Origin of the sequence: Paenibacillus xylanilyticus (genome assembly GCF_013359935.1) — a bacterium.
Classification (GTDB): domain Bacteria; phylum Bacillota; class Bacilli; order Paenibacillales; family Paenibacillaceae; genus Paenibacillus; species Paenibacillus xylanilyticus.
In genome coordinates this window covers 859,485-882,788 of record NZ_JABMCB010000202.1, presented here as the reverse complement: position 1 = coordinate 882,788, position 23,304 = coordinate 859,485, and the positions used below count along the sequence as shown (strand labels likewise).

The window sequence follows — 23,304 nt, the reverse complement described above, 5'->3', positions numbered from 1 at the left end:
ATGGAAGAGAGCGAACTCAGAAAAAATCCAGGTTCGGGGTAAGTGCCATAAACCAGGCTCAAATATAGAGGATAGGAATGAGAATGTTGTGACACAGCTTCAGACAGTACCCAAGGTAATGAAGGTTCAGCTGAATCAGATTGAGAATGCCATTGATTTTGCCATGCGTGTCCGCAGAGAAGTATTTCCGATGATGAATCATGAGAGATTACCGGTAGATCTGGAGCAATTCAAAGAAAATTATCTGGATTCAGCCGATGCTGTCTTTCTTGTTGCAGTCATGGAAGACGAAAGGATTGTCGGATCCATTGGTATCCTGCCGTATGATGGGCGAATCGAAGCAATAACAGGAAGATACCCTGCACAGTCTGCGGCGGAAATTGTGAAATGTTATGTGGATTCGGAATATCGCAGGTACGGTATCGGTTCACTTCTTGTAAGAGAACTGGAGAAAATGGTGGCAAAACTGCACTATACAACGTTGTATTTGCATACACATCGCTTCTTGCCTGGAGCCGTGGATTTCTGGAAAGGTCAGGGATATGTGGTTGTTGTAGAGCAGGACGATGATTGGCAGACGGTGCATATGGAGAAAGTGGCGAGAGTGGAAGTGGACCAGTACCAAGCTCATCGCGGGTGAAACAGCTGGATCTGACAGATGGCATATCACGTGAAGATACATTTGCTATCGTCGACGGCATGAATGATGCGGAAATACTGGAGTTTGCAATGTGGGCATTGCCATGGGCAATGCGAAGCCGGGTCTGAAAGCCATTGCGGATGACGTTACCGGAACCATTGAAGAGGATGGACTATATCATAGTTTTGTGAAGTATGGATTAATCCAGTCTTAATGATTCTTGTCAATTAAAAGCGTATTATTAACAGGCAGCTCGCGTATAGAGGTGTCTGCTTTCAGCATCTGGGTTCAATTTAATTAAGAATTAGAGATAGAGGTTAAGATCCAGAAGATTAGTCCACCAAAACCTCCCACGGCTAGGCCGCATAAAAGTGCAAAAAGCGCCACAAATTTTTTTTCGTTCATCAAATCCCTCCCGCATGAATTGTAAGCTGCAGAGAAACATCATGGTGTAGGTTCGCTGGATTACATATTTACGGTGCATTGTCCGATATATAATAGGTACGCTCATTTACTAGAGACATAAAGGAGTGCAGAACATGGATATTGCAGCACTATCAATGGCCATGAGTCAAAGCTCGCTTGCACAGTCAGCGAGTTTGCAAGTGATGTCAATGTCGAAAAACATGGCAGAACAGCAAGGGCAGCAGCTTACGGAAATGTTAAAGTCAGTTCCAGCTCCGCATCCAAATCTGGGGGGCAGTCTGGATCTTTCCGTTTAGACACATTCAAGGATGTATTTCAAACCCAATTTGCAGCAAGCGAAACCCAAACGACTTCAATTCAACGGAATTGAGGTTGTTTGGGCTGTTTTTATATGGTTTTCCAAGTGAGTAGAGTTGTCGTTGTCAGCTTTCGCGTTCCTTCTCACTTCCGGTCTCAATGACTTATGCAGGACTTAGGAAGTCTGTACGAAAAAAAGTCCATCCAATGGTGCTTCAGCGGAGGCGGGGCCTTTTCGTAAAAACAAATAGCCGCTGGCATCGGAAAGCCCCAATATGTCCTTATAGGGCGCTGGAAAATCTGCGGAATAGATCTGGCACACCAGTTGATAATGGGTTAACAAATGGCCGATTCCGTTTACCCCGTTAGGTATAGTCGAGGAGAAGAACGAAAAGGCAGGGAAATCCTGCTCGGCTAACTGGGTTTCCACAAAGCTCACTTCGCTTATAGGAATAGTTAGGGTTGGACTTAAGGAAGTTTGCGCATGTGGGGTTACGGACACATAAGTACATCCAGCCAGAATGTTTTCGTTCCATTCCAGCTCATCTCCTGTATAGGTCACCTGATCCAGGAAATATTCCGAAGCCGAATACGTTGAAAAAACGGAGATAAACATGTCTGGTGGTAAATACGGGACGTGTACATGTTGCAAGAGCTTGCTGGAATTGATGGAGAACAGATGCAACAGGGGATGGCCTTCCGGATTGAGCGGCCATTCCTGAATGTATGCCTGTTCACCGCCGATCCACATAGCAGAATTCAGGTTCGGGTGATCCGGATTAAAAATAATTTGGGTAACTGTATGCATGGAAAAACTCCTTAGTCTTGAATATGATTACCAAACAGCTGGCGGGCCTTGTCCCAATTGACGCCAAGTTTACCTTGCCAGCCCGCCCATGGCATCTCCATGTCGGAGCGTCCTTTCGTATTGCTAAGCAGTAACTCGGCATTCTGAAGCTCTTCGATATTTGTCCAGTGATTTGCACTAAGGGAGAGAACCTGGTTCGGCAGAACGCCTACTCTGGATAGTGATTGTAATATGCTGCGGCGGATGCCAGCATGTCCTTTCACCAGTTTCTCAGCCGTGAGCCGCTTCTCGTACTTTCCAGGAGTTTCTTCGTTCTCTGCCTGATCTAAACTGCGAAGCAGTTGATTGAACGTATGAACGTCCTCATCACTCGGTGTAACCGTTCCTTGTTCAAATAGGGAGGCTAGCTCCGTCAAATCGGTATATGCCCCTACACTTGTCCCGCTGTAATCATAACCCTGATGGAGAGCATGGCGGATGGAGGACAAATTTTTCCATGACTCATCACTATGACTGAACCCGCAGAATTTACAAGAAAGGAAACGTTCCGCTTGTTCATAAGAGTGCTTCTGCATGTGAATCATCATATGATAGCTTCCCAGTGTTGTTATGCCACGAGGGAAACTTCCACCAACACCGGCCACAAATGCATGGGTTACCGCTGACCAGGACAGATGTTTATTCTGCTGCAGATTAATTAGCTTATGAATGATTTCATCATGTCTAATCAACTCCAGATCATTGGGTATCCAGCCATTTGTGATTAATATATCCTGTTCTGCAGCAGTAAGTGTATTCATTTGATATAACATCACTTCACGTTCTCTGTCGTACTCACCATTCGAATGCAGATATAGCTTCTTTAGCACGTTCATGCATTTTTTATCCATGAGCAGCTCCTTCCAGAATTCAGTTTGCTTCTTTCTATGTACATTCGGTTAACCATCATTGCTTCATTTTATTATAAATGAGATGATAACCTTATTACAGATGAGAAGCGGTGAAACATGCGAATTAACAAATACATAAGTGAAACGGGATTTTGCTCTCGCAGGGAAACGGACCGCCTCATTGCGGCTGGGCGTATTACGATCAATGGCAAGGTATGTGAAAAAGGGGCAGATGTCGAGCCCGGAGATATTGTCCTCATTGATGGCAAGGCAATTCCACAGGGTGACCGTGAATCCGTGTACCTGGCTCTGAATAAACCGATTGGGATTGTCTGTACGGCTGCCCAACAAGTCAAGGGGAATATCATTCAGTATGTGAATTATCCATCACGCATTTTTGCCGTTGGCAGGCTGGATAAAGACTCGGAAGGGTTGATTTTGCTTACGAACGATGGAGGGATCGTCAACAAAATGATGCGTTCGGAGCATAATCATGAGAAAGAATATGTTGTGACCGTGGATAAACCCGTTACAGACGAATTCATACGATTAATGTCCCAAGGTGTTGAGATTCTGGACGTGGTGACCAAACCATGTGAGGTATATCGGGATAGCGAGAATGTTTTTCGAATTATTTTGACACAGGGTCTTAACCTGCAAATCCGCAGAATGTGCAAAGCCCTGGGGTACAGAGTGCTGAAACTGGAGCGCATACGAATTATGAATATTACGCTGGACCAGCTGGAACGAGGACAATGGAGACATCTGGAGAAGCGTGAACTGGATCTTCTCTTGTCCAGGCTAGAATAGAATCATTCACCTGCGCTTGAATAGATGTATCCGAAAAGAATAAGCCATGTAAAATAAGGCACCAATCCGGAATGGATTCGTGCCTTATTTGCGTCAACTAAAAATGTGTTAATGGATCTCGGACAATCTCGATCCGGATACGCGTTTTCGAGTTTTTCGTTCTGAAATATATGAACCCAGCAGCGTTAACAAGGCACCAAGCATCGTGATCCAGGTGATGGGTTCATGCAGTAAGAGTGCAGAAGCAACCAGTGTGATAACCGGAACAAGGTAGATGTACACACTGGTTTTCACCGCTCCGAGGAGACTTACTGCCCGGTTCCAGGTCACAAAACACAAGGCAGAGGCACCTACTCCAAGAAATAGAAGATTGAAGAGGTTGGACATATCGGCAAATCGCCAAAGTTTGAAATGAAATTCGAATAGGAATAAGGCAGGCAGCATGAAGATTAGCCCGTAGAAGAACACTTTGCGTGTTGCACCGATGGTGTGGTAGCGGAGCTCGCCTATTTTGCGCATGAGTACTGAATAGATGGCCCATACGGCAGGTGCCACAAAAGCAAGCAGATCTCCCAGTGGATTCAGCTGCAGCATGAAACTCCCATTGAACGCGATCAGCACGATGCCTGTTAAGGCAGCAGCAAAACCAACGACAAAACGTCGGGTTAACGGTTCATCTTTCAGGAAAAAATGCGCAAGCACAGCAGTGAAAAACGGCGCAATGGAAACAATGACACCTGCATTGGAAGCCAGTGTGTAAACAAGCGCAATATTTTCGATCAAAAAATACAAGGTGACGCCGCACAGTCCGGCGGCCATAAACAGCATCTCTTCCCGAAACGATGACACCCGCACCAAACGAGGATAGATCAGAAAGAGCACAACATATCCGATCAGAAAGCGGAAAAACAGAATTTCCACAGGCGTAAAATGAATCAAGAGCACTTTGGTGCTTATGAAGGTGGTCCCCCAGATCAAAATCGTAAGCAAGGCGAGCAGGTGACCGACCGAAACTTTATTTTGCCTCATCGTAACACACTGTCCCGTAACCGTTTGGAGTCGACTTCATGGTTGAAGATGCGTCGGTATTGTTTGGGTGTCAAACCGATCAGTTTTTTAAAAAAATTCGTAAAATGGCTCTGATCACTGAATCCTGTCTGGGCGGCCACTTCAATCGGCAGCTGTCCTTGCTCCAATAAACGCTTGGCATGATTAATACGAATCGTCTCCAGGTAACGATAGGGTGAGATGCCCTTTTGGCGGGTGAATCGTCTTATCAGGTGATATTTGCTCATTCCGGTTAATTCAGCTAACTCATTCAGCGTAATACTATCCATATAATGAGACTCTATGTATTCGCATAAGCGTTTAATTTCGATCGTGACGTCCTGAGAAGATAGGGGCGGTTCAGCATCTGCATTATCCCGAAGCAGCTGTTCCAGCAACAAGAGCAATAATTCTTCTTTGCCAAAATCGGATTGCTCCTCCAGGATCATTAAATGCAGCTCATGCAGGGAACTGACAAGTTCATTTTGATAGAGAACAGGTGCCCTGAACCGGGGCAGGTAGTCTTGTCCGGTTATCTCCCGTGCGTATTCTCTCATGACCTCGGGTTGAATGTTAATACAGCGATAATCAAGTGTTCTTCCGTCAACCTGCTCACAGGCATGAGGATCATGGGGGTTGAATACAATCATGTCCCCGGAATTCAACATATACTCTTCGTTGTTGCACACGAGATGGCGCTTGCCCTGCTCAATAAATCCAATGACGTAATAGTCATGAAAGTGGTTGGGGAATTTCTGCATAATTCCTTCGAATTGATAAGCTTCAAGCTGCAGACCGGTATCAAATACAACAGTTCGCACTTCGCGAGTCACATGCTGCACCTTCTTTCTCGTAAGTTCTTGTCATTATAATATGAAAAGAAGGAATATTCTTGGACGATATTGCTCGCTGTGTCCTTGATTAAGCCTTACAAATAACCAAAGTACCCGCTGCCCTAATGGCAATTCGGGTACTTTGGTTAAATTATAGTTCATCTATGAGAGGGATTCATGTTCTTGATCTAAGATATTTTTAATGTAACGTGGCAAGCGCTTCTCGAGTAAAAGCTTGAATTTCAGATTCACGGCCTTCACGTATTTTTATGGCCCATGCCGGATCTGAGATAAGGGCACGTCCAACGGCTACCAGATCAAATTCCTGATGGTCTAGTCGATGGAGAAGATCATCCAGATCTTTGTGTCCGGCGCCTTTACCTTGCGTGTAGAGACTGGTAAATTCATCATCCAGGCCAACGGAGCCAACAACTATCGTTGTTTTGCCCGTCAGTTTCTTCACCCAGCCCGCGAATCCAAGATCAGAACCTTCAAACTCGGGCTCCCAGAAGCGACGTGTAGAACAGTGGAAAATGTCCACGCCAGCTTGTACGAGTACATCCAGGAATTGATCCAGCTTTTCCGGTGTATCGTATGGCTTAACGTAATAATCGCTCATTTTCCATTGAGACACACGAATGGCAATTGGATAGTCAGGGCCCACCGCTATGCGGATAGCTTGAATAAGTTCTGCGGCAAATTGGGACCGCTTGATCAGATCACCACCATAGCGGTCGGTGCGCTTATTCGTTTTCTCCCAGAAGAATTGGTCGACCAGATAACCGTGTGCTCCCTGAATTTCAATGCCGTCAAACCCAAGACGTTTCGCATGCACTGCCGCATCAACAAAGGCTTGAATAATACGCTCAATTTCTTCCTCATTCATCGGCTCGCCTACCTTATTTCCTTCCAAATCGATTCCAGATGGTCCGATGGATGGGGCTTCAGGATAAGGCTGTGATCCTGCCGGACGGGCCATACCCATGTGCCAGAGCTGAGGGAAAATCCTGCCACCCGCTTCATGGACTTGTCTGACGACCCCTGCCCAACCGTTTAATGCTGCTTCTCCATAAAAAGAAGGCACTTTTGGTTCACTCGTTGCCGCTGGATGGTCGATTACCGTCCCTTCGGTAATGATAAGACCCACGCCATTTTCGGCACGGCGGAGATAATAAGCGGCGACATCGGGACCTGGCACACCACCCGGTGAGAAAGCCCTGCCCATGGCCGGCATGACAATGCGAGACTGCAGGGATAAATTAGGAAGCGTATAAGGTTGAAACAGATATTCTGTGGATAGAGCTTTCGGTTGCTGGTTACTCAAGTGCAAACACCTCCAATATTTTGTTCCTTCAAGCTGGGGTACGAGTGCAATAATAGCAACGCATCCCATCCTCGCTCAACCGACAATTTGTTCAATGTGTTGTTTAAACGAAGGAGGGAGAAAATTGTCGTATTGGTAAATTCACTTGTTGGCAAAAGTGGACCTGTTTATAATGGGGACATCACTAGTTTGATGCAAAGGAGTTCTCTGAATATGTCCGGTGTGTTTTCCCCCAACCCCAACGATCCACGGGTGATTCGAACCCGTCAACTAATTGTGAATGCATTCCTAATGCATCTGAATAAAAAAGACTTTTACTCCATTACAATTCGGGATATTACGGAAAAGGCGACCATAAACCGTGCAACCTTCTATGCCCATTTTGCGGACAAGTATGAACTCTTGGAATCCGTCCTCTCATTCGCATTTGAACAATATGTTCTCAATAAAGTAAATGCTCAGGCCCCTCTTACGGAGGTGACCGTGAAACAGCTCATAACTTCCTTATGTAACTATCACGATTCCAGCAACCAATGTATCAAGAAATATGAATCAGTTGCACCGATCTTTGAAGAAAATATTAAGACTCAACTGGAGCAGCTCATCCTTCAGATCATCACAAGGGAAACGGATCAAGCAGAACGAAAAACATTAGCAAACGCTGCCACCATGCTAAGTTGGTCTATCTATGGACTAACGTATCGATGGAATCTTGAAGGCAGACAGGAATCTCCTGCAGAATTAGCTGAGAGAGTTGCACCCTTGATTATGGGCGGAGCTGGTTTACTGAATTGATGAATAGAAGGAAAGAGAAAAAGAGCAGATGATCTGCTCTTTTTTGGTATCCCAATAAATTGTATTTATTTATATAGCTTCATAGGAAGGCTTGTTAAAGACTGCCCAGCTGCAGAAGGCGTTAGATTTTCTTCCAATATAAATCTTTCAACGGGCTCAATTCTTGAGAAGGTTTTTAAGAAAGTGGTCAGTACAATTTTGGCTTCCAGTCTGGCCAGAGGTGCACCCAGGCAGAAATGCGTGCCATATCCAAACGCGAGCTGTTTGTTATTATTCGGACGATGAATATTCAATGTGAATGGATCTTCGAACATATCCTCATCCATATTGGCTGCACTCATCCACGCCACGATCGCGTCTCCTTTTTTGAGTTCAACGCCTAGCAGGTTATTGTCTGCTTTCACCATTCGATCCATCTTGCTGATATGGAAGCGATATCGCAGCATCTCTTCAACTGCATTTGTTACAAGCTCGGGGTTATTTCTCAACTCGGCGTATAGTTCCGGCTTATCATAAAGCAGCGCATAAAAGGAGTTGGCCAACAGGTTGCTTGTAGTTTCTACGCCTGCACCCAGAATGAACATGGTTGTGCGTACAATCTCCTCATCCGTAAAATGATCACCATCGACCTCGACCTGAATCAGATCTGAAATAATATCTTCAGCCAGATTGGTTCGTTTGGACACGACAAAAGGATAGAGGTATTCGAAATATTGTTTTCCGGCGGTTTTTTTCATTTCATTGATCTGCTCGAAGGTAGCTTCCGTTGTTGGCATGAACATGATATCTACCCATTCCTTAAATAGAAGGCGGTCTTCAGAAGGAATGCCAAGCAGGTCGGACATAATGATAATAGGAAACATGCTGGTGTAGGCTTTAACAATATCCACCTCTGACTTAAGGGCAAATTCCTCAATTAGTTCGTCCGCCACAGCCTGGATCCGGGGTTCCCACAGGCGAAGACTTCTTGGTGTAAAGGCAGAAGCAAGCAGAGCTCTACGCTTACGGTGTTCCGGCGGGTCCACATTGTGGATGTCCAGCTTGTCCGGAATATGATGCTGCTGGTTATCCTTCTCATTATCACTTGAATACCCCACATTGACGATCGATCGTTTTCGTACACTTGAAAAATGTTCGTGATCATTTAATACTGTTTTGACCAGATCATACTTGAATACATGCCAGGAATCGGTTTCCTCATTGTAAACGACAGGTTCCTGTTTCAGCATGTGGCGATACCAATGGTAAGGGCTAAACTCTTCTTCTTTCGATTCGAATTTTGTGATTTCAGACAGCGAAATAATGGCGCTCTTCTTCATTCATCTTACCTCCTTGGTTGGGGTCATTGACAAATATACCAAACAAGAGTACTTTAATTCAAGTAGTTTGAATTATAACAACAAGGTGGAGTAGAGAGTGAAGAACATGCTGAAGCATAAGGGAGTCAAAGCGGGCATATTCATGATTGTTTTTTATCAGATTGTGATGCTTACCGTTTTTATGTCCGGATATAGTGCCATTCCCAAAAACGTAACCAATCTTACGGTTGCAATTGTTAATGAGGACAAACAATCCGGTACCGAATTCGTTCAAAAGCTGCAAGAGCAGCTGCCGTTCAACGTTGTGACCGATAAAACGCTCGAACAGGCGAAGACGGGGCTGGAAGACCGGGATATTCATATGGTGATACGTATACCGGGTAATTTTACGGAGAAACTGTCTGAACAGAGCGGGAAAGCAGAACTGGAATATTTGATTAATGAATCCAATCCAACGACGATTACCAGTTCAATGAAAAGTGTGGCCACAGAAATTACCTCCCAGATTGGAACACAGGTTCAGGCTCAAAGTTTCGAAGCTGTATTGAACGGCATGCAGGTTCCCGCGGAGCAATCCAAACAGATCGTGGAATCCACCACTGGCAAGGTATCCTCCAATATCGTTCTGAGCAATCCGCAGCCTGCCGGCATGCAGAACCAGATGGCACCGATGTTCATCACGATGGCGCTTTATGTTGGAGCCATGATTTATGCGATGCAGAGTGTTGGCGGTATGCAGCAGCTGCGTGGACAAATGGGGAAATGGAAGGCATTCTTTGCACTGCGCGGGACTAACCTCCTCATATCTCTGATTGCGCCGCTGGTTGGCATAGGTATTTACTTTATGGTCCAAGGATACGGAGTGGAAGTGTTTCTGAAAATGTGGCTTGTGCATAGTCTGCAATTGTTCGTGTCGATTGAGTTTACAAGTATCTTCATCATGCTTCTGGGTCAAGGTGGAATGCTGATCAACATGGTGTTTGTACTCAGTCAATCGATTGCCAACGGAACGTCCATGTCACCGGAAATGATGCCTGGATATTTCAAATTCGTCAGCCAAATTACGCCGATGTTCTATTCTACGCATCTGGATTATAATATTCTCTTTGGTGGTGGGAGAACAGCACATTATGCGATTGGATTGGCACTGGTTGGCGTGGGGGCTTTCGTACTCAATGCAGCCATTCATCATTTCAAAAATGCCAAGCAAACCGAACTTGTGCAAGAGTCTTCCCAACAGCCCGCGATGGTATAAAATAAGAAATAAAAGGGTTGGGCTATTTTCTCTAAGAAGCTTTGCCCTTTGAAAGAGCAGAATGGGGGCAGTCACATGTCGATTCAAATATTTATTCTCGGTTCATTAAGTGAGGGGAACTGTTATCCCTATGATATTAAAAAGAAAATTGGCAAACATTTGGATCAGACCGATGCCAAAATTACGGAAGGCACGATCTATTACAATTTTGAAGTTCTGCACAAGAAGGGTTTGATCGAGAAGATCGAAACGATCCAGAGTGAGAATCGCCCAGATAAGACCATGTATGGCATAACCGAAAAGGGGCGTCTCGCGCTGGAAGATAGCATATATAAGGTGTTTCAGAAGTTTACGAACGTACAGTCCCTCTATGCTGCGCTAGTTAATCTGGATAAGGTGGACAATCAAAAGATTGCTTACCTGATTGAAGATATTATTGTGAAACAGAGAAATAAAATCGAGTATATTGAGCAGCAAAAGCCAGAGCAGATTGATGCGAATGAGGATTTAATGGATGCACTCTGGTTGATGAGAGACCATGCCTATCAAACGATTCAGAGCAATATTGATTGGTTGCAGAAGCTGCTTCACCATGTTCAGAGCAGAGTGTTAAAGAATTAAGTTTTTATTCATTTGTAACGAGGGAGGTAAATCGCATGTTCGAACATCTGGTTGTATTCAAATTTAACGATAGCATTACCCCGGCAAAACAGCAGGAATTTGTCTCTCAATTGCTTGCCTTACAAGACGAAATACCAGGGATCATTGATCTGACTGCCGGAATCAACGTAACGGAAGAAACCGACCATATTCAGGGATTCACACTCGGATTGAGAGTGACCTTTGAAGACCAGGAAGCCTTGCGTGCATACGGTCCGCACCCGGCTCATCAGGCATTTGTAGCTTCCTTGAGCGGTTGGGTCGAAAATGTGATTGTAACAGACTTCCCGATTCCCTCGAGATAAGGTGTGGATGAAGGAGAACATATTCCGTTGAATAGGAACAAAAGCTGGCACAGTATGTGCTAGCTTTTTTGATGCCTGACATTCCATGCGAAACATGGTTGTGTAAGAGAATATCACATTTGAAGGTGAATATTTTGTTTGATGTGCCCAAAACGATGCTTGCTCTTTATCTCCTGTAACAATTATCGTTCATGAATCATGGAACTTCCCGAAATAGTTTATATAATGTGAATCAACATAACATGATTAATTAACGCATGGGGTTGATTCTAATTTCGGGGGGCAAGTGCGGATGAACGAAACAAAAAAGATGAGAATTTTTTCACTGGGGATTCAACATGTATTGGCGATGTATGCCGGGGCAATTCTGGTACCTTTGCTTGTGGGAAGAGCATTAAACCTGACTGCAGAGCAGTTGGCGTACCTGGTATCCATTGACCTGCTAACATGTGGTATTGCAACATGGCTTCAGGCCCGAAAAGGAAAGTACCTGGGCATTGGACTACCAGCGGTGCTTGGAAGTTCGTTTGTAGCCGTTACGCCCATGATTGCCATCGGGTCCCAATATGGGATTCCAGCCATTTACGGGTCCATCATTGCAGCCGGGTTATTTATCGTCATCTGTGCGGTGTTTTTCAGCAAAATCGTTAAACTGTTCCCTCCAGTTGTCATCGGTACTGTTGTAACCATTATTGGTCTTGCGCTTATTCCGACAGGTATTAAAAATATGGCTGGCGGGGCGAATAGTGAAAATTTCGGCAGCTTGGACAATTTAGCTCTTTCATTTGGGGTGCTGCTCTTTATTTTGGTGCTCAATCGGTATGCTCGTGGTTTCGTTAAGTCACTTGCTGTTCTTATTGGCATTATCGTGGGGACCCTCATCGCAGCCCTTATGGGAAAAGTGAATTTCACACCTGTTCAGGAGGCGTCCTGGTTCCACCTGCCACAACCCTTTTATTTTGGATGGCCGACGTTCGAACTGGGTCCGATTATTACGATGATTATTGTCGGTACAGTCGTAATTATCGAGTCCACGGGTGTGTTCATGGCTTTGAGCAAAATATGTGATCAGCCAATAAATGAGAAGGATCTCGCTCGTGGCTATCGTGCAGAGGGCCTCGCGTTTGTGCTTGGAGGCATATTTAATGCCTTTCCATACAACACGTTTGCTCAGAATGTCGGGCTCGTTCAGCTGTCCAAAGTGAAAACAACCAATGTGGTGGTTGCAGCCGGAGGCATTCTGGTCTTTCTCGGACTTATTCCGAAGGTAGCTGCTTTTGCAACCATTATTCCTAGTGCTGTATTAGGCGGAGCGACTGTGGTGCTGTTCGGTATGGTCGTCTCTTCCGGGATCAAAATGCTGCAAACCGTCGACTTCGGTAAGCAATCCAATCTTCTGATCGTCGCTTGTTCCGTTTCGTTGGGGCTTGGTGTTACGGCCGTACCTGATCTGTTTGCACAGCTGCCTCAAAGTATTCGCATTATTGTGAGCGATGGTATTATAACAGGAAGTCTATGTGCCATCCTGCTCAATGTCTTTTTCAACATCGGCTTAAAAAAAGAAAGCCTGCCCGTTCAGCCAGTAACGGGAACACAGGAAGCACCCACTTGATCCAAGCTTAATTGGATTGTCCCTGATTAAAATGAACAGGTCCAGATTGTTTAATTGGTAGGATGAGGATGGACACACTCAACTCACAATTGAACTTTCATGGGCCTTTTGTATGCCGAATGCGATGCAGAGTTTGGCTTTGTTTTTTACTTGCCCGGACAACGCTTCGCCTGTTAAAAGTTCAAATAGTTTAGCAGATTGGGTTTTATCCAGCTGAACATAGGTAGATTGGCTTTCAACAATGATTTCAACCTGATTCTGATTAGGACTGATCCAGAGGTCATATATGACTCTATTGGAAGCCGCCGCGTTTTCATCATTCTCAAAATAAAACTTATAATCAGGCGGGCGGATCATTTCCGCCTCAATATTATTTTGCTTAATGGTTGAAGTGATGTCCTTAATCATCTGTACTTGTTTCGGAACGGAAATTTTCCTTATCATTGTGTATCCATGGGCTTCAGCGACACGTTGTTGTACAATTACATAATCCCCATTATATTGATCTTCATCTTCATGTACGGGACAACCAGTGAACAAAATGAGGAATACGGCTATAAATAAGATTCGATGGTTTGTGTATATCAAAATGCCTCCCCTCCCTTTCATTTCCAGACGTTTCTGAAATAGAGAATGTTTCTGTTGAAACATGCAATTGCTGTACAATTATGCTAAAGTTTCATCATGAACATATTACATGTTCTTACCTTGAAATTTCCATGCGACTACATAAATGAGCATTGGTTCACAAAGGCTACATGAATATAAACAGAGGATTTCCTTTGTTGAGGAGAAGGAGTGTGATCCCAATGGAAAAGGCAAAGTTGGATGCAGGTTGGAATTTGGACAATAGTTATGCTCGGCTGCCGCAGACCTTTTATACAAGCCAAGGGGCAATACCCGTTCAGTCACCTGAGCTGGTCATTTTTAACGAAGCGCTTGCTGCCAGCCTTGGACTGAATGCGGAAGTGCTGAACAGCCGGGAAGGAGCAGCCATTTTTGCCGGCAATGAAACTCCGGAAGGAGCCGAGCCTCTTGCTCAAGCTTATGCAGGTCATCAGTTTGGTAATTTCAATATGCTTGGTGATGGACGAGCTCTGCTGCTGGGTGAACAGATTACTCCACAAGGCGAACGGATGGATATTCAGCTCAAAGGATCAGGGAGAACCCCCTACTCCCGTGGAGGTGATGGTCGTGCAGCGATTGGACCGATGCTGCGCGAATACATCATTAGTGAAGCTATGGAGGCGCTCGGTATTCCAACAACGAGAAGTTTGGCTGTAGTGACCACGGGAGAAAACATTATTCGCGAAACGGAACGACCAGGCGCAATATTGACCCGTGTGGCTTCGAGTCACATCCGTGTCGCAACCTTTCAGTATGCTGCCAGATGGGGCTCCGTTGAAGAACTCCGAACACTGGCCGACTACACGCTGGAACGCCATTTTCCTCACATTGCTGCAGATGAAAACCGATACTTGAACTTCCTTCAGGAAGTCATCAAGCGACAGGCTGCTCTTATAGCGAAATGGCAGAGTGTTGGTTTTATTCACGGCGTAATGAATACAGACAATATGGCCATCAGTGGAGAAACGATTGATTACGGGCCTTGTGCTTTCATGGATGCCTACAATCCGGGAACTGTTTTTAGTTCAATCGATACGCAGGGTCGCTATGCCTATGGGAATCAGCCATATATTGCCGGATGGAACCTGGCTCGCTTCGCTGAGACGCTGTTACCCCTCCTGCATGATAATGAAGAAGAGGCTGTACAGATCGCGCAGGATGCCATCTCCCTGTTTTCGGAGCAGCACCACCATTACTGGTTGTCCGGGCATGCGTGCCAAGCTAGGATTGTCGACTGAAGAGCCAGAAGATGAAACGCTGATCAAGGATCTTCTGGAACTGATGGAAAAGCATACAGCTGACTACACGAATACGTTCATTGCTTTGACTTTTGACCAATGGGAGAATTCGAGTCTGAACGAAGCACCGGATTTTACGGAATGGCACGAACGCTGGAAGGCCAGATTAAGCAGACAGTCTGACTCGAAAGAGGCAGTGCAGCAGCGGATGAAGAGCAGCAATCCTGCCGTCATTCCCCGGAATCACAGAGTGGAAGAGGCGCTCGAACGGGCAGAGAATGATGAAGATTATAGCGTAATGCATCAGCTGCTTAACGTACTAAAAGAACCATATGCACATACATCGGAACAGAAAGAATACGCTGCACTGCCTACGACGTGTGATCCGTCTTATCGTACATTCTGCGGCACCTGATCGTTAATATCGATCGGAATCAAAAATAAAAAGTGTGAGAAAAACAAGCCATATGATTTTGAAGGAGCTGCCACTGGCAGCTTTTTCACCATTTTTCCAAGTGGATTACAAATAGATGAAGAGTAGGTGAGTGCTTAACCATGTCAGATGTGCTGCCCAAGCAGGAATTGGTGCAAAAGCTTCTTCAACTGTTATCACGCACAGATTTTGGGGGAGAACACAGCGAAAAATATGCTAATCGCCTTTTTGACCCATTCAAATGGGAAGGCGTTCCTTATGTTGAAATTGAGCGTGGAAAATACGTAGTTACCCTATATGAACGCGGGTTTCCGATGTTGGAAAAAAGGCTGGACCAGACTGATGAGGTTATCTACTGGCTGCTGGAAGATATTATTTTTACCTGTGTACATGTAGAGACGTTAAAAAAGTACAATGTTGATAATATCCATACCCATTTGCAATACACGAGCGAATTAAGGCAGGAAATGAACAAAAGGGTTACGGAAGCTTTTCAACAGATGGGAAATCCATATTTGCATTGGCACCAAACAGGTAAACGTCAGGAACTTGAAAGCATGCAAACAGGAAGAAGGGAGTAAGGGGCATGACGGAGCAAGATATCCATGATGTGTGGTATGAATATGCGACAACCTTTGTCGACAAAAAGAATGAATCTGAGCTTGGATGGGACGGGTTGACCCCTCATGAACAGGAGATTACTGCTTTATGGCTGTTTGAAGTGGATGTCTTTAACGGCGGGTTCATCCAATTTTTCTGCAACTGGGGTGAAGAAACGTATTTATATGTTTTACGGGCATTACATACGATTGGTGCAAATCAGGTGCGAAACATCCTTAAAGAACAGTATGGCTGCATTGAGCATTTAGCCGATGATGAAAGACTGTCTGCATTATGGGATATCCCACGCTTTCTTACGCCGGAAGAGGAACAGGGGTTGGACAAGCTGGATCAGCAATTTTGGAATAACGATGATCAGATTGCGCGTAAGGCATACGCTTATTATCATGGAAAGCTAGGTATTGAGGCATAATAAAATGGGTTGTTAGTGATCATTCGCTGAGATTGAATACTGGCTCTTGCAATGACTTTGACGTTCGGCTATACTGGCTATAATCTAATACATGAATTACGTTGATGGAGCGCAGTAGCGGCTTTGTCCCTGTTACAGAAAGTCAGGGGTTGATGGAACCTGATACATACAAGGGCTGCGAATTACACTCTGGAGTACTTGGGTAATGCCAAGCGGAATGGGCAAACGATATATTGCCAAAAGCGGTATGGACTATGCGCAAGCAGCTGTTCATGCAAGTTGGGTGGTACCACGGTTATGATAATCGTCCCTGTGTCTAATGAAGACAAGGAGGCGATTTTTTTGTGTCCAAAAAAGCTGCTCCGATGTGTTTTTCGTCATTAACGTAGACCATGACTGAGGAACGATAAGTAGAGAAAGGGGTTGTTTGTAAGTGAATATTATTGATGAACTTGAATGGCGCGACGCCATTAACCAACAGACGGATGCGGAGGGGCTGCGTGAGCTGACCGAAACGAAATCGATATCCTTGTACTGTGGTGTTGACCCAACGGGAGACAGTATGCATATCGGCCACCTGATTCCGTTTATGATGCTGAAACGTTTTCAGCTTGCTGGACATCGTCCGGTGATCCTGATTGGTGGAGCTACAGGCACCATTGGTGATCCAAGTGGACGTCAATCCGAGCGTTCGTTGCAAACGCTGGAACAGGTACAAGAAAACGTAAACGCGTTGACGGCGCAGATGAAAAAACTGTTTGTTACCGAAGGTGACAACCAGGTTCGCATGGTAAACAACTACGACTGGACCCATCAAATTAATGTCATCGAGTTTCTGCGTGACTACGGCAAGAACTTTAACCTTAACACCATGCTCGCGAAGGATGTTGTTGCGAGCAGACTGGAAGGCGGAATTTCGTTCACCGAGTTCTCTTACCAGATCCTGCAATCCCTTGATTACCTGCACCTGTTCCAAAACGAGGACGTGCAGCTGCAAATCGGTGGTTCCGATCAATGGGGGAACATCACGAGTGGTCTGGATTTGATCCGTAAAAAAGAAGGAGCTGAAGCCAAAGCTTTTGGTCTGACGATTCCTCTAATGCTGAAAGCAGACGGCACTAAATTTGGCAAGTCTGCAGGCGGCTCCATCTGGCTGGATCCAAACAAGACAACACCATTTGAATTCTACCAGTTCTGGGCCAATACAGATGACCGCGACGTCATTAAATACCTGAAATACTTTACGTTCCTGAGCAAAGAGGAAATCGACGCTTTGGCTGAAAAGGTGGAAACGGAGCCGCACAAACGTGAAGCACAGAAGACACTTGCCGAAGAAATGACGAAATTTGTTCACGGGGATGAGATGCTGGAGCAGGCTAAACGTATTACTGCAGCACTCTTCAGTGGAGATATTCGTTCCTTGACAGCAGACGAAATCGAGCAGGGCTTCAAGGAAATGCCGACATTTGAAACCGGCGGCGAAGCCAAAAATATCGTGGACTGGCTTGTGGATCTTGGATTGGAGCCATCCAAACGTCAGGCTCGTGAAGATATCACTAAAGGTGCCATCTCCATGAACGGTGAGAAAATTACGGAGCTTGAATTCACTGTCTCGGCTGAGCATGCGATTGGTGGCAAGTTCATCATTATCCGCAAAGGCAAGAAAAATTACAGTTTGGTGAAGCTGAAGTAGTAACGTACAGCTACATGAATATCTTGGGAAGGGTTAACGGATGTTTAACTTCCCAAGGAACACAAAAAGGCCGTCTCCATTGATGTCAATGACATTATGGAGACGGCCCTTTTACAATCCATCTGCAAATGGTTTATGTTTAATGATTCACGATGGCTGTAATCTCTTCGTCCAGATCAAGTCTAACGTTTTCACGGTAAGCCCGGATATTATATTCACTGTGCAGGTAGCGCAGGATGGCTTCAATCATGTTGGATTCAACCAAGTATTGACTACGGCCTTGAATCCAGACTTCGGCGGAATATCCTGTGTCCTCTTCCCAGCTCAGTTCCACATTGACATCGGTTGGGCGTACCCCTTTTCGTTCAGCCATGTGAAGACAGATCGCGTTAACAATCTCATCCATGCTTAGAACCATAACGATTAGTACCGTCCGTTTCTGTTGCGGTCATCATCCTCACGATCATTGCGACGGTCATAACGACCATCTGCTGCCGGTTTACGGCGATTCGTGATGGCTCTGAAGAGTGCCATAGCGAGCATAACGATCAGCATGATTGCAGCAACGTTTACGAGTAATCCAAGAATGTTACCGAGAGCTCCCATGCCGCCGAACAATCCGCCGAACAGCATACCTGCCAGACCACCCAGCATCATGCCTTTCATGAATCCACCGCCACCGCCGAAGAATCCGCCACGGTTCGTTGCAGCTGCACCAGTACCCGATTTGGTCGAGTTCGATTGGCTCACATTATTATTTGAGTCCGATTTCTTAGGTGTATTGGTATAACTTTTCGTACCCGATTTGAAACCGCCACCACGTCTTGCATCAGCAGAATCCGGATTCGCTACTCCAACTGTTGCGAACAACAGGGTAAATGCCATAAAAACCATCATCAGATGTTTAATGCCAAATTTTTTCTTCATTGTAAAGATCGTAACCCCCCGATTAAATTGTGTGATCGCCCCTAAAAATGGGCCTTACTCATGTAATACGGTCTACAAGCAGGAACGTTTCAAATTTTTTTTAATTTTCCGAAATAATCGGACAAGGGTCCTGAATGGCTGCCTGACCATCGAGCAGCTGAGTAACCCAGTTACACCATTCAAGGCCAGTCTGAGCGTTCATTAATCCTTTTTGAACCAAAATGTAGCTCCCGAATTCCCGATTGCCTACACGAAGGTTATCCTGAGGGATGCGGGACTTCAGATCCTCAAAATACCGGATTCGCTCCATAAACCAGTTTTTGCGTTCATTCAGAATCCGTCTCATGCTCCCGTCTTCCGCTATGCCGACACACAAGATACGCAAATTGAATTCGTCTCGTGTAACGGGCGCTGTAACCGGAGTGATCATCCAGTCGAGCAGCTTTTCAATACCTTTTTCCGTGACTGCATACATTTTTTTGTCCGGTTTGTCAGACTGTTGCACCCAGCGGGAAGATAATAGCTCATCATTTTCCATCTTGGACAGGAGCGGGTAGATCTGACTGTGTTTCGCTTGCCAATGAGGCTGAATTTTCAGCATCAGATCATAACCAGACGACTCCTCGCGGGTAAGCAGCCCGAGCAATCCGTAGGAAAGTATGTTCATGCACATGTCTCCTTAATATTAGGGCTGGGCCAGTGAAAACAAAGGATAATGTCTTCATTGACCGCTTTCATAAAAGTGTACACTGAAACTGTATGGTTTGACAACCTGACAGACTAACTGCCTCAATTTAGACAAAAAAAGAGTGCGGACCCTGAGGTCCGCACCCAAAACCATTTAGAGAGATGCCTATTGCTCGTAACCCTCTGCAACAAGATCAAGTTCACCTGTGTAGGAGTCAATGACCATGCCGTGAACGGGTACGCCCGGTGGAAGCAAAGGATGTTTCTTGATGACTTCCACAGTATGTTTTACCCCTTCTTCAACACTGTCAAACCCGCGCAGCCACTTGTTCAGACGAATACCCGAGTTCTCTAGTGTGGACATAACTTCTTCGGATACACCGCGCTCAACCATGTGTCCGATCATGGTCTCGGCATGAAGGGAAGCCATGCCGCATTCCGTGTGTCCCACAACCAAAACTTCGTCAGCCCCGAGCTCATAAATGGCGACAAGTACACTACGCATAACACTACCAAAAGGCTGAGAAATAATTGCGCCTGCGTTTTTAATGATTTTCACATCGCCATTTTTCAGATTCATGGCCTTCGGCAGCATTTCAACCAAACGGGTATCCATACAGGTGATGATGGCCATCTTCTTGGTTGGAAACTTGCCAGCCGTATACTTTTCGTATTCTTTGTTCTCGACAAATGATTTGTTGTACTCCAAAATCTCTTGAATGTTGTTCATGTCCATTGCCTCCTGTTATCCAATACGATGAGCACGGCTGCTTGCATCGGTATGCAGCTTGTCCTACGCCCTATCCTTGATTATACCACGTTCAGCAAATGGCAGGATGCTTAATACATCAGAATCAAGCCATTTACCTCTGTTAAAAGTTGATTATACGCATTGCAAAAAGTATCATCAATAGGGAAACTAAACATTTTTGGAGAGGTGAACGATAACAATGGAACAACAATCACTGGAACATCTAGACTCATTCCGTAATTTGGCCCGCAAAATCAAAAGTTATCACGAAGCCATTGGTTTGCTTCATTGGGATCTGCGCACAGGTGCGCCGAAAAAAGGCGTTCCGACTCGCTCGGAAACCATCGGCATGTTATCTACTGAAGCGTTTAAGCTTCAAACTTCGGTTGAGATGAAAACTTATCTGGACACGCTGACCAATCCAGAGGTACTGAAACAGCTGGAGGATACAGACCGCCGCCTGGTGGAGGATTGCAAGAAGGAATACGATCGCAGTCAGTCCGTGCCGCCTGAGAAGGTACAAGCATATACGGTACTCACGGCCAAATCGGAAACGGCTTGGGAAGATGCGAAGCATAACAGCGATTTTGATGGTTTTTCCCCGTATCTGACAGAGATCGTGAAACTCAAACAGGAGTTCATTGACTACTGGGGCGTGAAAAACACGCGTTATGATACTCTGCTTGACATGTATGAGCCGGATCTGACGGTAGAGAAAGTAGATGCTGTATTTGCACGTTTAAAAGCACGCTTGGTGCCACTGCAGGAGAAAATCAACGCTTCCGAGAACAAGCCGAATACCGAATTCCTGAACCAGCTGTTTGATACGGAGCAGCAGGAGAAGTTCAGCTTGTTTATTTTGGAACAGATGGGTTATGACTTTGATGCCGGAAGACTGGATGAGAGCGTTCATCCGTTCGCGACAGGACTTAACCCCGGGGATGTGCGAATTACCACCAATTATTTGCAGGATGATGTGACGAGCGCCGTATTCAGTTCCCTGCATGAAGGCGGGCATGCCTTATATGAGCAAAATATTGACGAAAGTCTGGCAGGTACCCTTTTGGCTGAAGGAACGTCCATGGGCATTCACGAATCCCAGTCCCGTCTCTGGGAAAATATGATCGGCCGCAGCCGTCCGTTCTGGACACGCTACTACAAAGATTTGCAGCAGCATTTCCCGCAATTAAGCGAAGTGGCACTGGAAGACTTCTATCGGGCAATCAACCGTGTTGAAAGTTCATTGATCCGTATTGAAGCAGATGAACTGACGTACAATCTGCATATTATTATTCGTTATGAGATTGAGAAAATGCTATTTAACGAAGGACTGGAAGTCAAGGATTTGCCGGAGACCTGGAATGCCAAGTACAAAGAATATCTTGGCATTGTACCTCCAAACGATGGTTTAGGCGTGCTTCAGGATGTACACTGGTCCGGTGGTGATTTTGGTTATTTTGCTTCGTATTCCCTCGGCAATATGTATGCTGCACAGATTCTACATACATTGCGGAAGGAAATGCCGGAGTTTGATACGCATATCGCTGAAGGTAACCTGATTCCGATTAAAGAATGGTTAACCGACAAGATTTACCGTTACGGTAAAAGTCGTACGCCTTCCGAACTGATTCTCGCCGTGACGGGAGAAGAGCTGAATCCAGATTATCTCGCTGACTATCTGGAAGCGAAGTATACCGAAATCTACAAACTATAAGACAGCACAAATGGATGAGCAGGAACTTAAAGAGAGCTGGGCATATTGCCTGGCTCTTTTTTTGGTGTGCAAGTTCTTAACCTTTTGCTGGGCAGCGGCATATTCATAGTAGAGAGAAACTGCTGAAACCAGCGAAGGAGGTAAACAGCATGAAGTACACGCCCTGGTTTATCCGGGCCATCGTTATTTTGCTGATTATTATTGTGGCACTCACGAGCTGCAATGAAGAGAAAAATGAAGCGAAAATTACGATTGGTGAGGTGACCCGTTCTGTATTTTACGCACCGGAGTATGTAGCCGTGGCCCAAGGATTTTTTGAAGAGGAGGGGCTGGAGGTCGAAATCCAGACAACCGCTGGTGGTGACAAAACGATGGCTGCCTTGCTTGCAGGCTCAGTAGACATCGCTCTGGTAGGAGCGGAGACATCCATCTATGTCTATCAGCAGGGAGCCGAAGATCCGGTCATTAACTTTGCTCAGTTAACCCAGACCGACGGAACATTTTTGTTTGCACGGGATGCGGAAGCCAGCTTTGATTGGAACCAGCTCAAACAAAGCACCTTCCTCGGACAGAGGAAAGGCGGGATGCCGCAAATGGCGGGGGAATTCACGCTGAACAAACATGGCATTGATCCGCAGAATGATCTGGAGTTGATTCAAAATGTCGACTTTGCCAATATTGCTTCTGCGTTTGCGTCAGGCACAGGGGACTATGTACAGCTGTTTGAACCACAGGCATCCATCTTTGAACAAGAGGGTCGTGGAAAGGTCGTTGCATCATTCGGGACCGAAAGCGGACATTTGCCTTACACGGTGTTCATGACTAAACAAAGTTACATCAATGACAACAAGGAAATGGTGCAGAAGTTTACAAACGGGCTGCACAAAGCGCAGGCCTGGGTAGATTCCCATTCGGCTGAAGAGATTGCCGAGGTTATCCTCCCTTACTTTAAAGACATTGACCAATCCATCCTAGTTAGTAGTATTAACCGCTATAAAGAACAGGGGACCTATGCAACCGATCCGATTATTGATGAAGAAGAATGGAACAATCTGCTGGACGTGATGAGTGCCGCCGGCGAACTTGAGCAGCGGGTGGATTCACAAACGATTGTGGATAACACTTATGCGGAACAAGCGACGTCATCGAAGTAACCAGGCATTCAGGAAAGGAAGGGATA

At 45.5% G+C, this 23,304-nt stretch carries 25 protein-coding genes, 1 pseudogene and 1 other annotated feature; of the genes and pseudogenes, 15 read left to right on the top strand and 11 right to left on the bottom strand.

Features of this window, described 5'->3' with window-relative positions; all coding sequences use genetic code 11:
- Positions 1-88: 88 nt before the first annotated feature.
- From HP552_RS30490 to HP552_RS30480, 3 genes are all read left to right on the top strand, one after another.
- Complete coding sequence (locus HP552_RS30490) at positions 89-640, top strand: GNAT family N-acetyltransferase (RefSeq protein WP_175399090.1); 552 nt, start codon at positions 89-91, stop codon at positions 638-640.
- A gap of 91 nt (positions 641-731) precedes the next feature.
- Positions 732-854: an HAD hydrolase family protein gene (locus HP552_RS35870; RefSeq protein WP_376768995.1), complete on the top strand. Its 123-nt coding sequence runs from the start codon at positions 732-734 to the stop codon at positions 852-854.
- 325 nt (positions 855-1,179) lie between these two features.
- Positions 1,180-1,362 carry a YjfB family protein gene (locus tag HP552_RS30480; RefSeq protein ID WP_175399089.1) on the top strand — a complete coding sequence of 61 codons (183 nt, stop codon included), beginning with the start codon at positions 1,180-1,182 and terminating at the stop codon, positions 1,360-1,362.
- 176 nt (positions 1,363-1,538) lie between these two features.
- Here the strand turns inward: HP552_RS30480 and HP552_RS30475 are convergent, their stop codons facing one another.
- Together HP552_RS30475 and HP552_RS30470 are read right to left on the bottom strand one after the other, a co-directional pair.
- Positions 1,539-2,171, bottom strand: coding sequence for a DUF1963 domain-containing protein (locus tag HP552_RS30475; protein WP_175399088.1), 633 nt, complete (start codon positions 2,169-2,171; stop codon positions 1,539-1,541).
- A gap of 11 nt (positions 2,172-2,182) precedes the next feature.
- Complete coding sequence (locus tag HP552_RS30470; protein ID WP_175399087.1) at positions 2,183-3,061, bottom strand: hypothetical protein; 879 nt, start codon at positions 3,059-3,061, stop codon at positions 2,183-2,185.
- A 117-nt stretch (positions 3,062-3,178) separates the two neighbouring features.
- Here HP552_RS30470 and HP552_RS30465 point away from each other — a divergent pair, with 117 nt between their 5' ends.
- On the top strand, positions 3,179-3,871 hold the full coding sequence (locus tag HP552_RS30465) for a pseudouridine synthase (RefSeq protein ID WP_175399086.1): 693 nt from the start codon (positions 3,179-3,181) through the stop codon (positions 3,869-3,871).
- Between the two features lie 108 nt (positions 3,872-3,979).
- Here HP552_RS30465 and HP552_RS30460 read toward each other — a convergent pair whose 3' ends face one another.
- From HP552_RS30460 to HP552_RS30450, 3 genes are all read right to left on the bottom strand, one after another.
- Positions 3,980-4,900 (bottom strand): DMT family transporter, encoded by a 921-nt coding sequence (locus tag HP552_RS30460; RefSeq protein ID WP_175399085.1) that lies wholly within the window; start codon positions 4,898-4,900, stop codon positions 3,980-3,982.
- The gene (locus HP552_RS30455) at positions 4,897-5,751 is read right to left on the bottom strand and encodes an AraC family ligand binding domain-containing protein (RefSeq protein ID WP_175399084.1); all 855 of its coding nucleotides are present in this window, start codon (positions 5,749-5,751) and stop codon (positions 4,897-4,899) included. The genes HP552_RS30460 and HP552_RS30455 overlap by 4 nt, the downstream gene beginning before the upstream one ends.
- A 199-nt stretch (positions 5,752-5,950) precedes the next feature.
- The gene (locus tag HP552_RS30450) at positions 5,951-7,075 is read right to left on the bottom strand and encodes an NADH:flavin oxidoreductase (RefSeq protein ID WP_246311115.1); all 1,125 of its coding nucleotides are present in this window, start codon (positions 7,073-7,075) and stop codon (positions 5,951-5,953) included.
- A gap of 213 nt (positions 7,076-7,288) precedes the next feature.
- On the opposite strand from HP552_RS30450, the gene HP552_RS30445 reads away from it, so the two are divergent.
- Positions 7,289-7,870 (top strand): TetR/AcrR family transcriptional regulator, encoded by a 582-nt coding sequence (locus tag HP552_RS30445; protein ID WP_175399082.1) that lies wholly within the window; start codon positions 7,289-7,291, stop codon positions 7,868-7,870.
- Positions 7,871-7,935: 65 nt separating this feature from the next.
- Here the strand turns inward: HP552_RS30445 and HP552_RS30440 are convergent, their stop codons facing one another.
- The gene (locus HP552_RS30440) at positions 7,936-9,189 is read right to left on the bottom strand and encodes a cytochrome P450 (protein WP_175399081.1); all 1,254 of its coding nucleotides are present in this window, start codon (positions 9,187-9,189) and stop codon (positions 7,936-7,938) included.
- Between the two features lie 106 nt (positions 9,190-9,295).
- On the opposite strand from HP552_RS30440, the gene HP552_RS30435 reads away from it, so the two are divergent.
- The 4 genes from HP552_RS30435 (at position 9,296) to HP552_RS30420 (ending at position 13,021) form a co-directional block, all read left to right on the top strand.
- Positions 9,296-10,444 carry a YhgE/Pip domain-containing protein gene (locus HP552_RS30435; RefSeq protein WP_217506610.1) on the top strand — a complete coding sequence of 383 codons (1,149 nt, stop codon included), beginning with the start codon at positions 9,296-9,298 and terminating at the stop codon, positions 10,442-10,444.
- A gap of 75 nt (positions 10,445-10,519) precedes the next feature.
- On the top strand, positions 10,520-11,065 hold the full coding sequence (locus HP552_RS30430; RefSeq protein WP_175399079.1) for a PadR family transcriptional regulator: 546 nt from the start codon (positions 10,520-10,522) through the stop codon (positions 11,063-11,065).
- A gap of 35 nt (positions 11,066-11,100) precedes the next feature.
- On the top strand, positions 11,101-11,409 hold the full coding sequence (locus tag HP552_RS30425; RefSeq protein ID WP_175399078.1) for a Dabb family protein: 309 nt from the start codon (positions 11,101-11,103) through the stop codon (positions 11,407-11,409).
- Between the two features lie 292 nt (positions 11,410-11,701).
- Positions 11,702-13,021: a nucleobase:cation symporter-2 family protein gene (locus HP552_RS30420; protein WP_175399077.1), complete on the top strand. Its 1,320-nt coding sequence runs from the start codon at positions 11,702-11,704 to the stop codon at positions 13,019-13,021.
- 78 nt (positions 13,022-13,099) lie between these two features.
- Here HP552_RS30420 and HP552_RS30415 read toward each other — a convergent pair whose 3' ends face one another.
- Positions 13,100-13,609, bottom strand: a complete 510-nt coding sequence (locus HP552_RS30415) for a YhfM domain-containing protein (protein WP_175399076.1) — start codon at positions 13,607-13,609, stop codon at positions 13,100-13,102.
- A gap of 215 nt (positions 13,610-13,824) precedes the next feature.
- Here HP552_RS30415 and HP552_RS30410 point away from each other — a divergent pair.
- From HP552_RS30410 to tyrS, 4 genes and pseudogenes are all read left to right on the top strand, one after another.
- Positions 13,825-15,301 (top strand): annotated as a pseudogene (locus HP552_RS30410) (protein adenylyltransferase SelO).
- 140 nt (positions 15,302-15,441) lie between these two features.
- Positions 15,442-15,900: an Imm63 family immunity protein gene (locus tag HP552_RS30405; protein WP_175399075.1), complete on the top strand. Its 459-nt coding sequence runs from the start codon at positions 15,442-15,444 to the stop codon at positions 15,898-15,900.
- 5 nt (positions 15,901-15,905) lie between these two features.
- The gene (locus HP552_RS30400; protein WP_175399074.1) at positions 15,906-16,352 is read left to right on the top strand and encodes a DMP19 family protein; all 447 of its coding nucleotides are present in this window, start codon (positions 15,906-15,908) and stop codon (positions 16,350-16,352) included.
- A gap of 92 nt (positions 16,353-16,444) precedes the next feature.
- Positions 16,445-16,667: a binding site (T-box leader), on the top strand.
- 118 nt (positions 16,668-16,785) lie between these two features.
- Entirely contained in the window at positions 16,786-18,045 is a 1,260-nt protein-coding gene (tyrS, locus tag HP552_RS30395) for a tyrosine--tRNA ligase (protein ID WP_175399073.1), read from the top strand.
- Positions 18,046-18,184: 139 nt separating this feature from the next.
- Here the strand turns inward: tyrS and HP552_RS30390 are convergent, their stop codons facing one another.
- The 4 genes from HP552_RS30390 to HP552_RS30375 form a co-directional block, all read right to left on the bottom strand.
- A complete protein-coding gene (locus HP552_RS30390; RefSeq protein WP_175399072.1) occupies positions 18,185-18,463 on the bottom strand; it encodes a YxcD family protein in 279 nt (92 codons plus the stop codon).
- Positions 18,464-18,468: 5 nt separating this feature from the next.
- Entirely contained in the window at positions 18,469-18,972 is a 504-nt protein-coding gene (locus HP552_RS30385) for a hypothetical protein (protein WP_175399071.1), read from the bottom strand.
- 100 nt (positions 18,973-19,072) lie between these two features.
- A complete protein-coding gene (locus HP552_RS30380) occupies positions 19,073-19,639 on the bottom strand; it encodes a PadR family transcriptional regulator (protein WP_175399070.1) in 567 nt (188 codons plus the stop codon).
- Positions 19,640-19,825: 186 nt separating this feature from the next.
- Positions 19,826-20,389: a beta-class carbonic anhydrase gene (locus HP552_RS30375; protein WP_175399069.1), complete on the bottom strand. Its 564-nt coding sequence runs from the start codon at positions 20,387-20,389 to the stop codon at positions 19,826-19,828.
- Positions 20,390-20,609: 220 nt separating this feature from the next.
- Between HP552_RS30375 and HP552_RS30370 the strand changes: the two genes are divergently transcribed.
- Together HP552_RS30370 and HP552_RS30365 are read left to right on the top strand one after the other, a co-directional pair.
- Positions 20,610-22,124, top strand: a complete 1,515-nt coding sequence (locus tag HP552_RS30370; protein ID WP_175399068.1) for a carboxypeptidase M32 — start codon at positions 20,610-20,612, stop codon at positions 22,122-22,124.
- A 149-nt stretch (positions 22,125-22,273) separates the two neighbouring features.
- On the top strand, positions 22,274-23,278 hold the full coding sequence (locus tag HP552_RS30365; RefSeq protein WP_175399067.1) for an ABC transporter substrate-binding protein: 1,005 nt from the start codon (positions 22,274-22,276) through the stop codon (positions 23,276-23,278).
- The last annotated feature ends 26 nt before the right edge of the window (positions 23,279-23,304 follow it).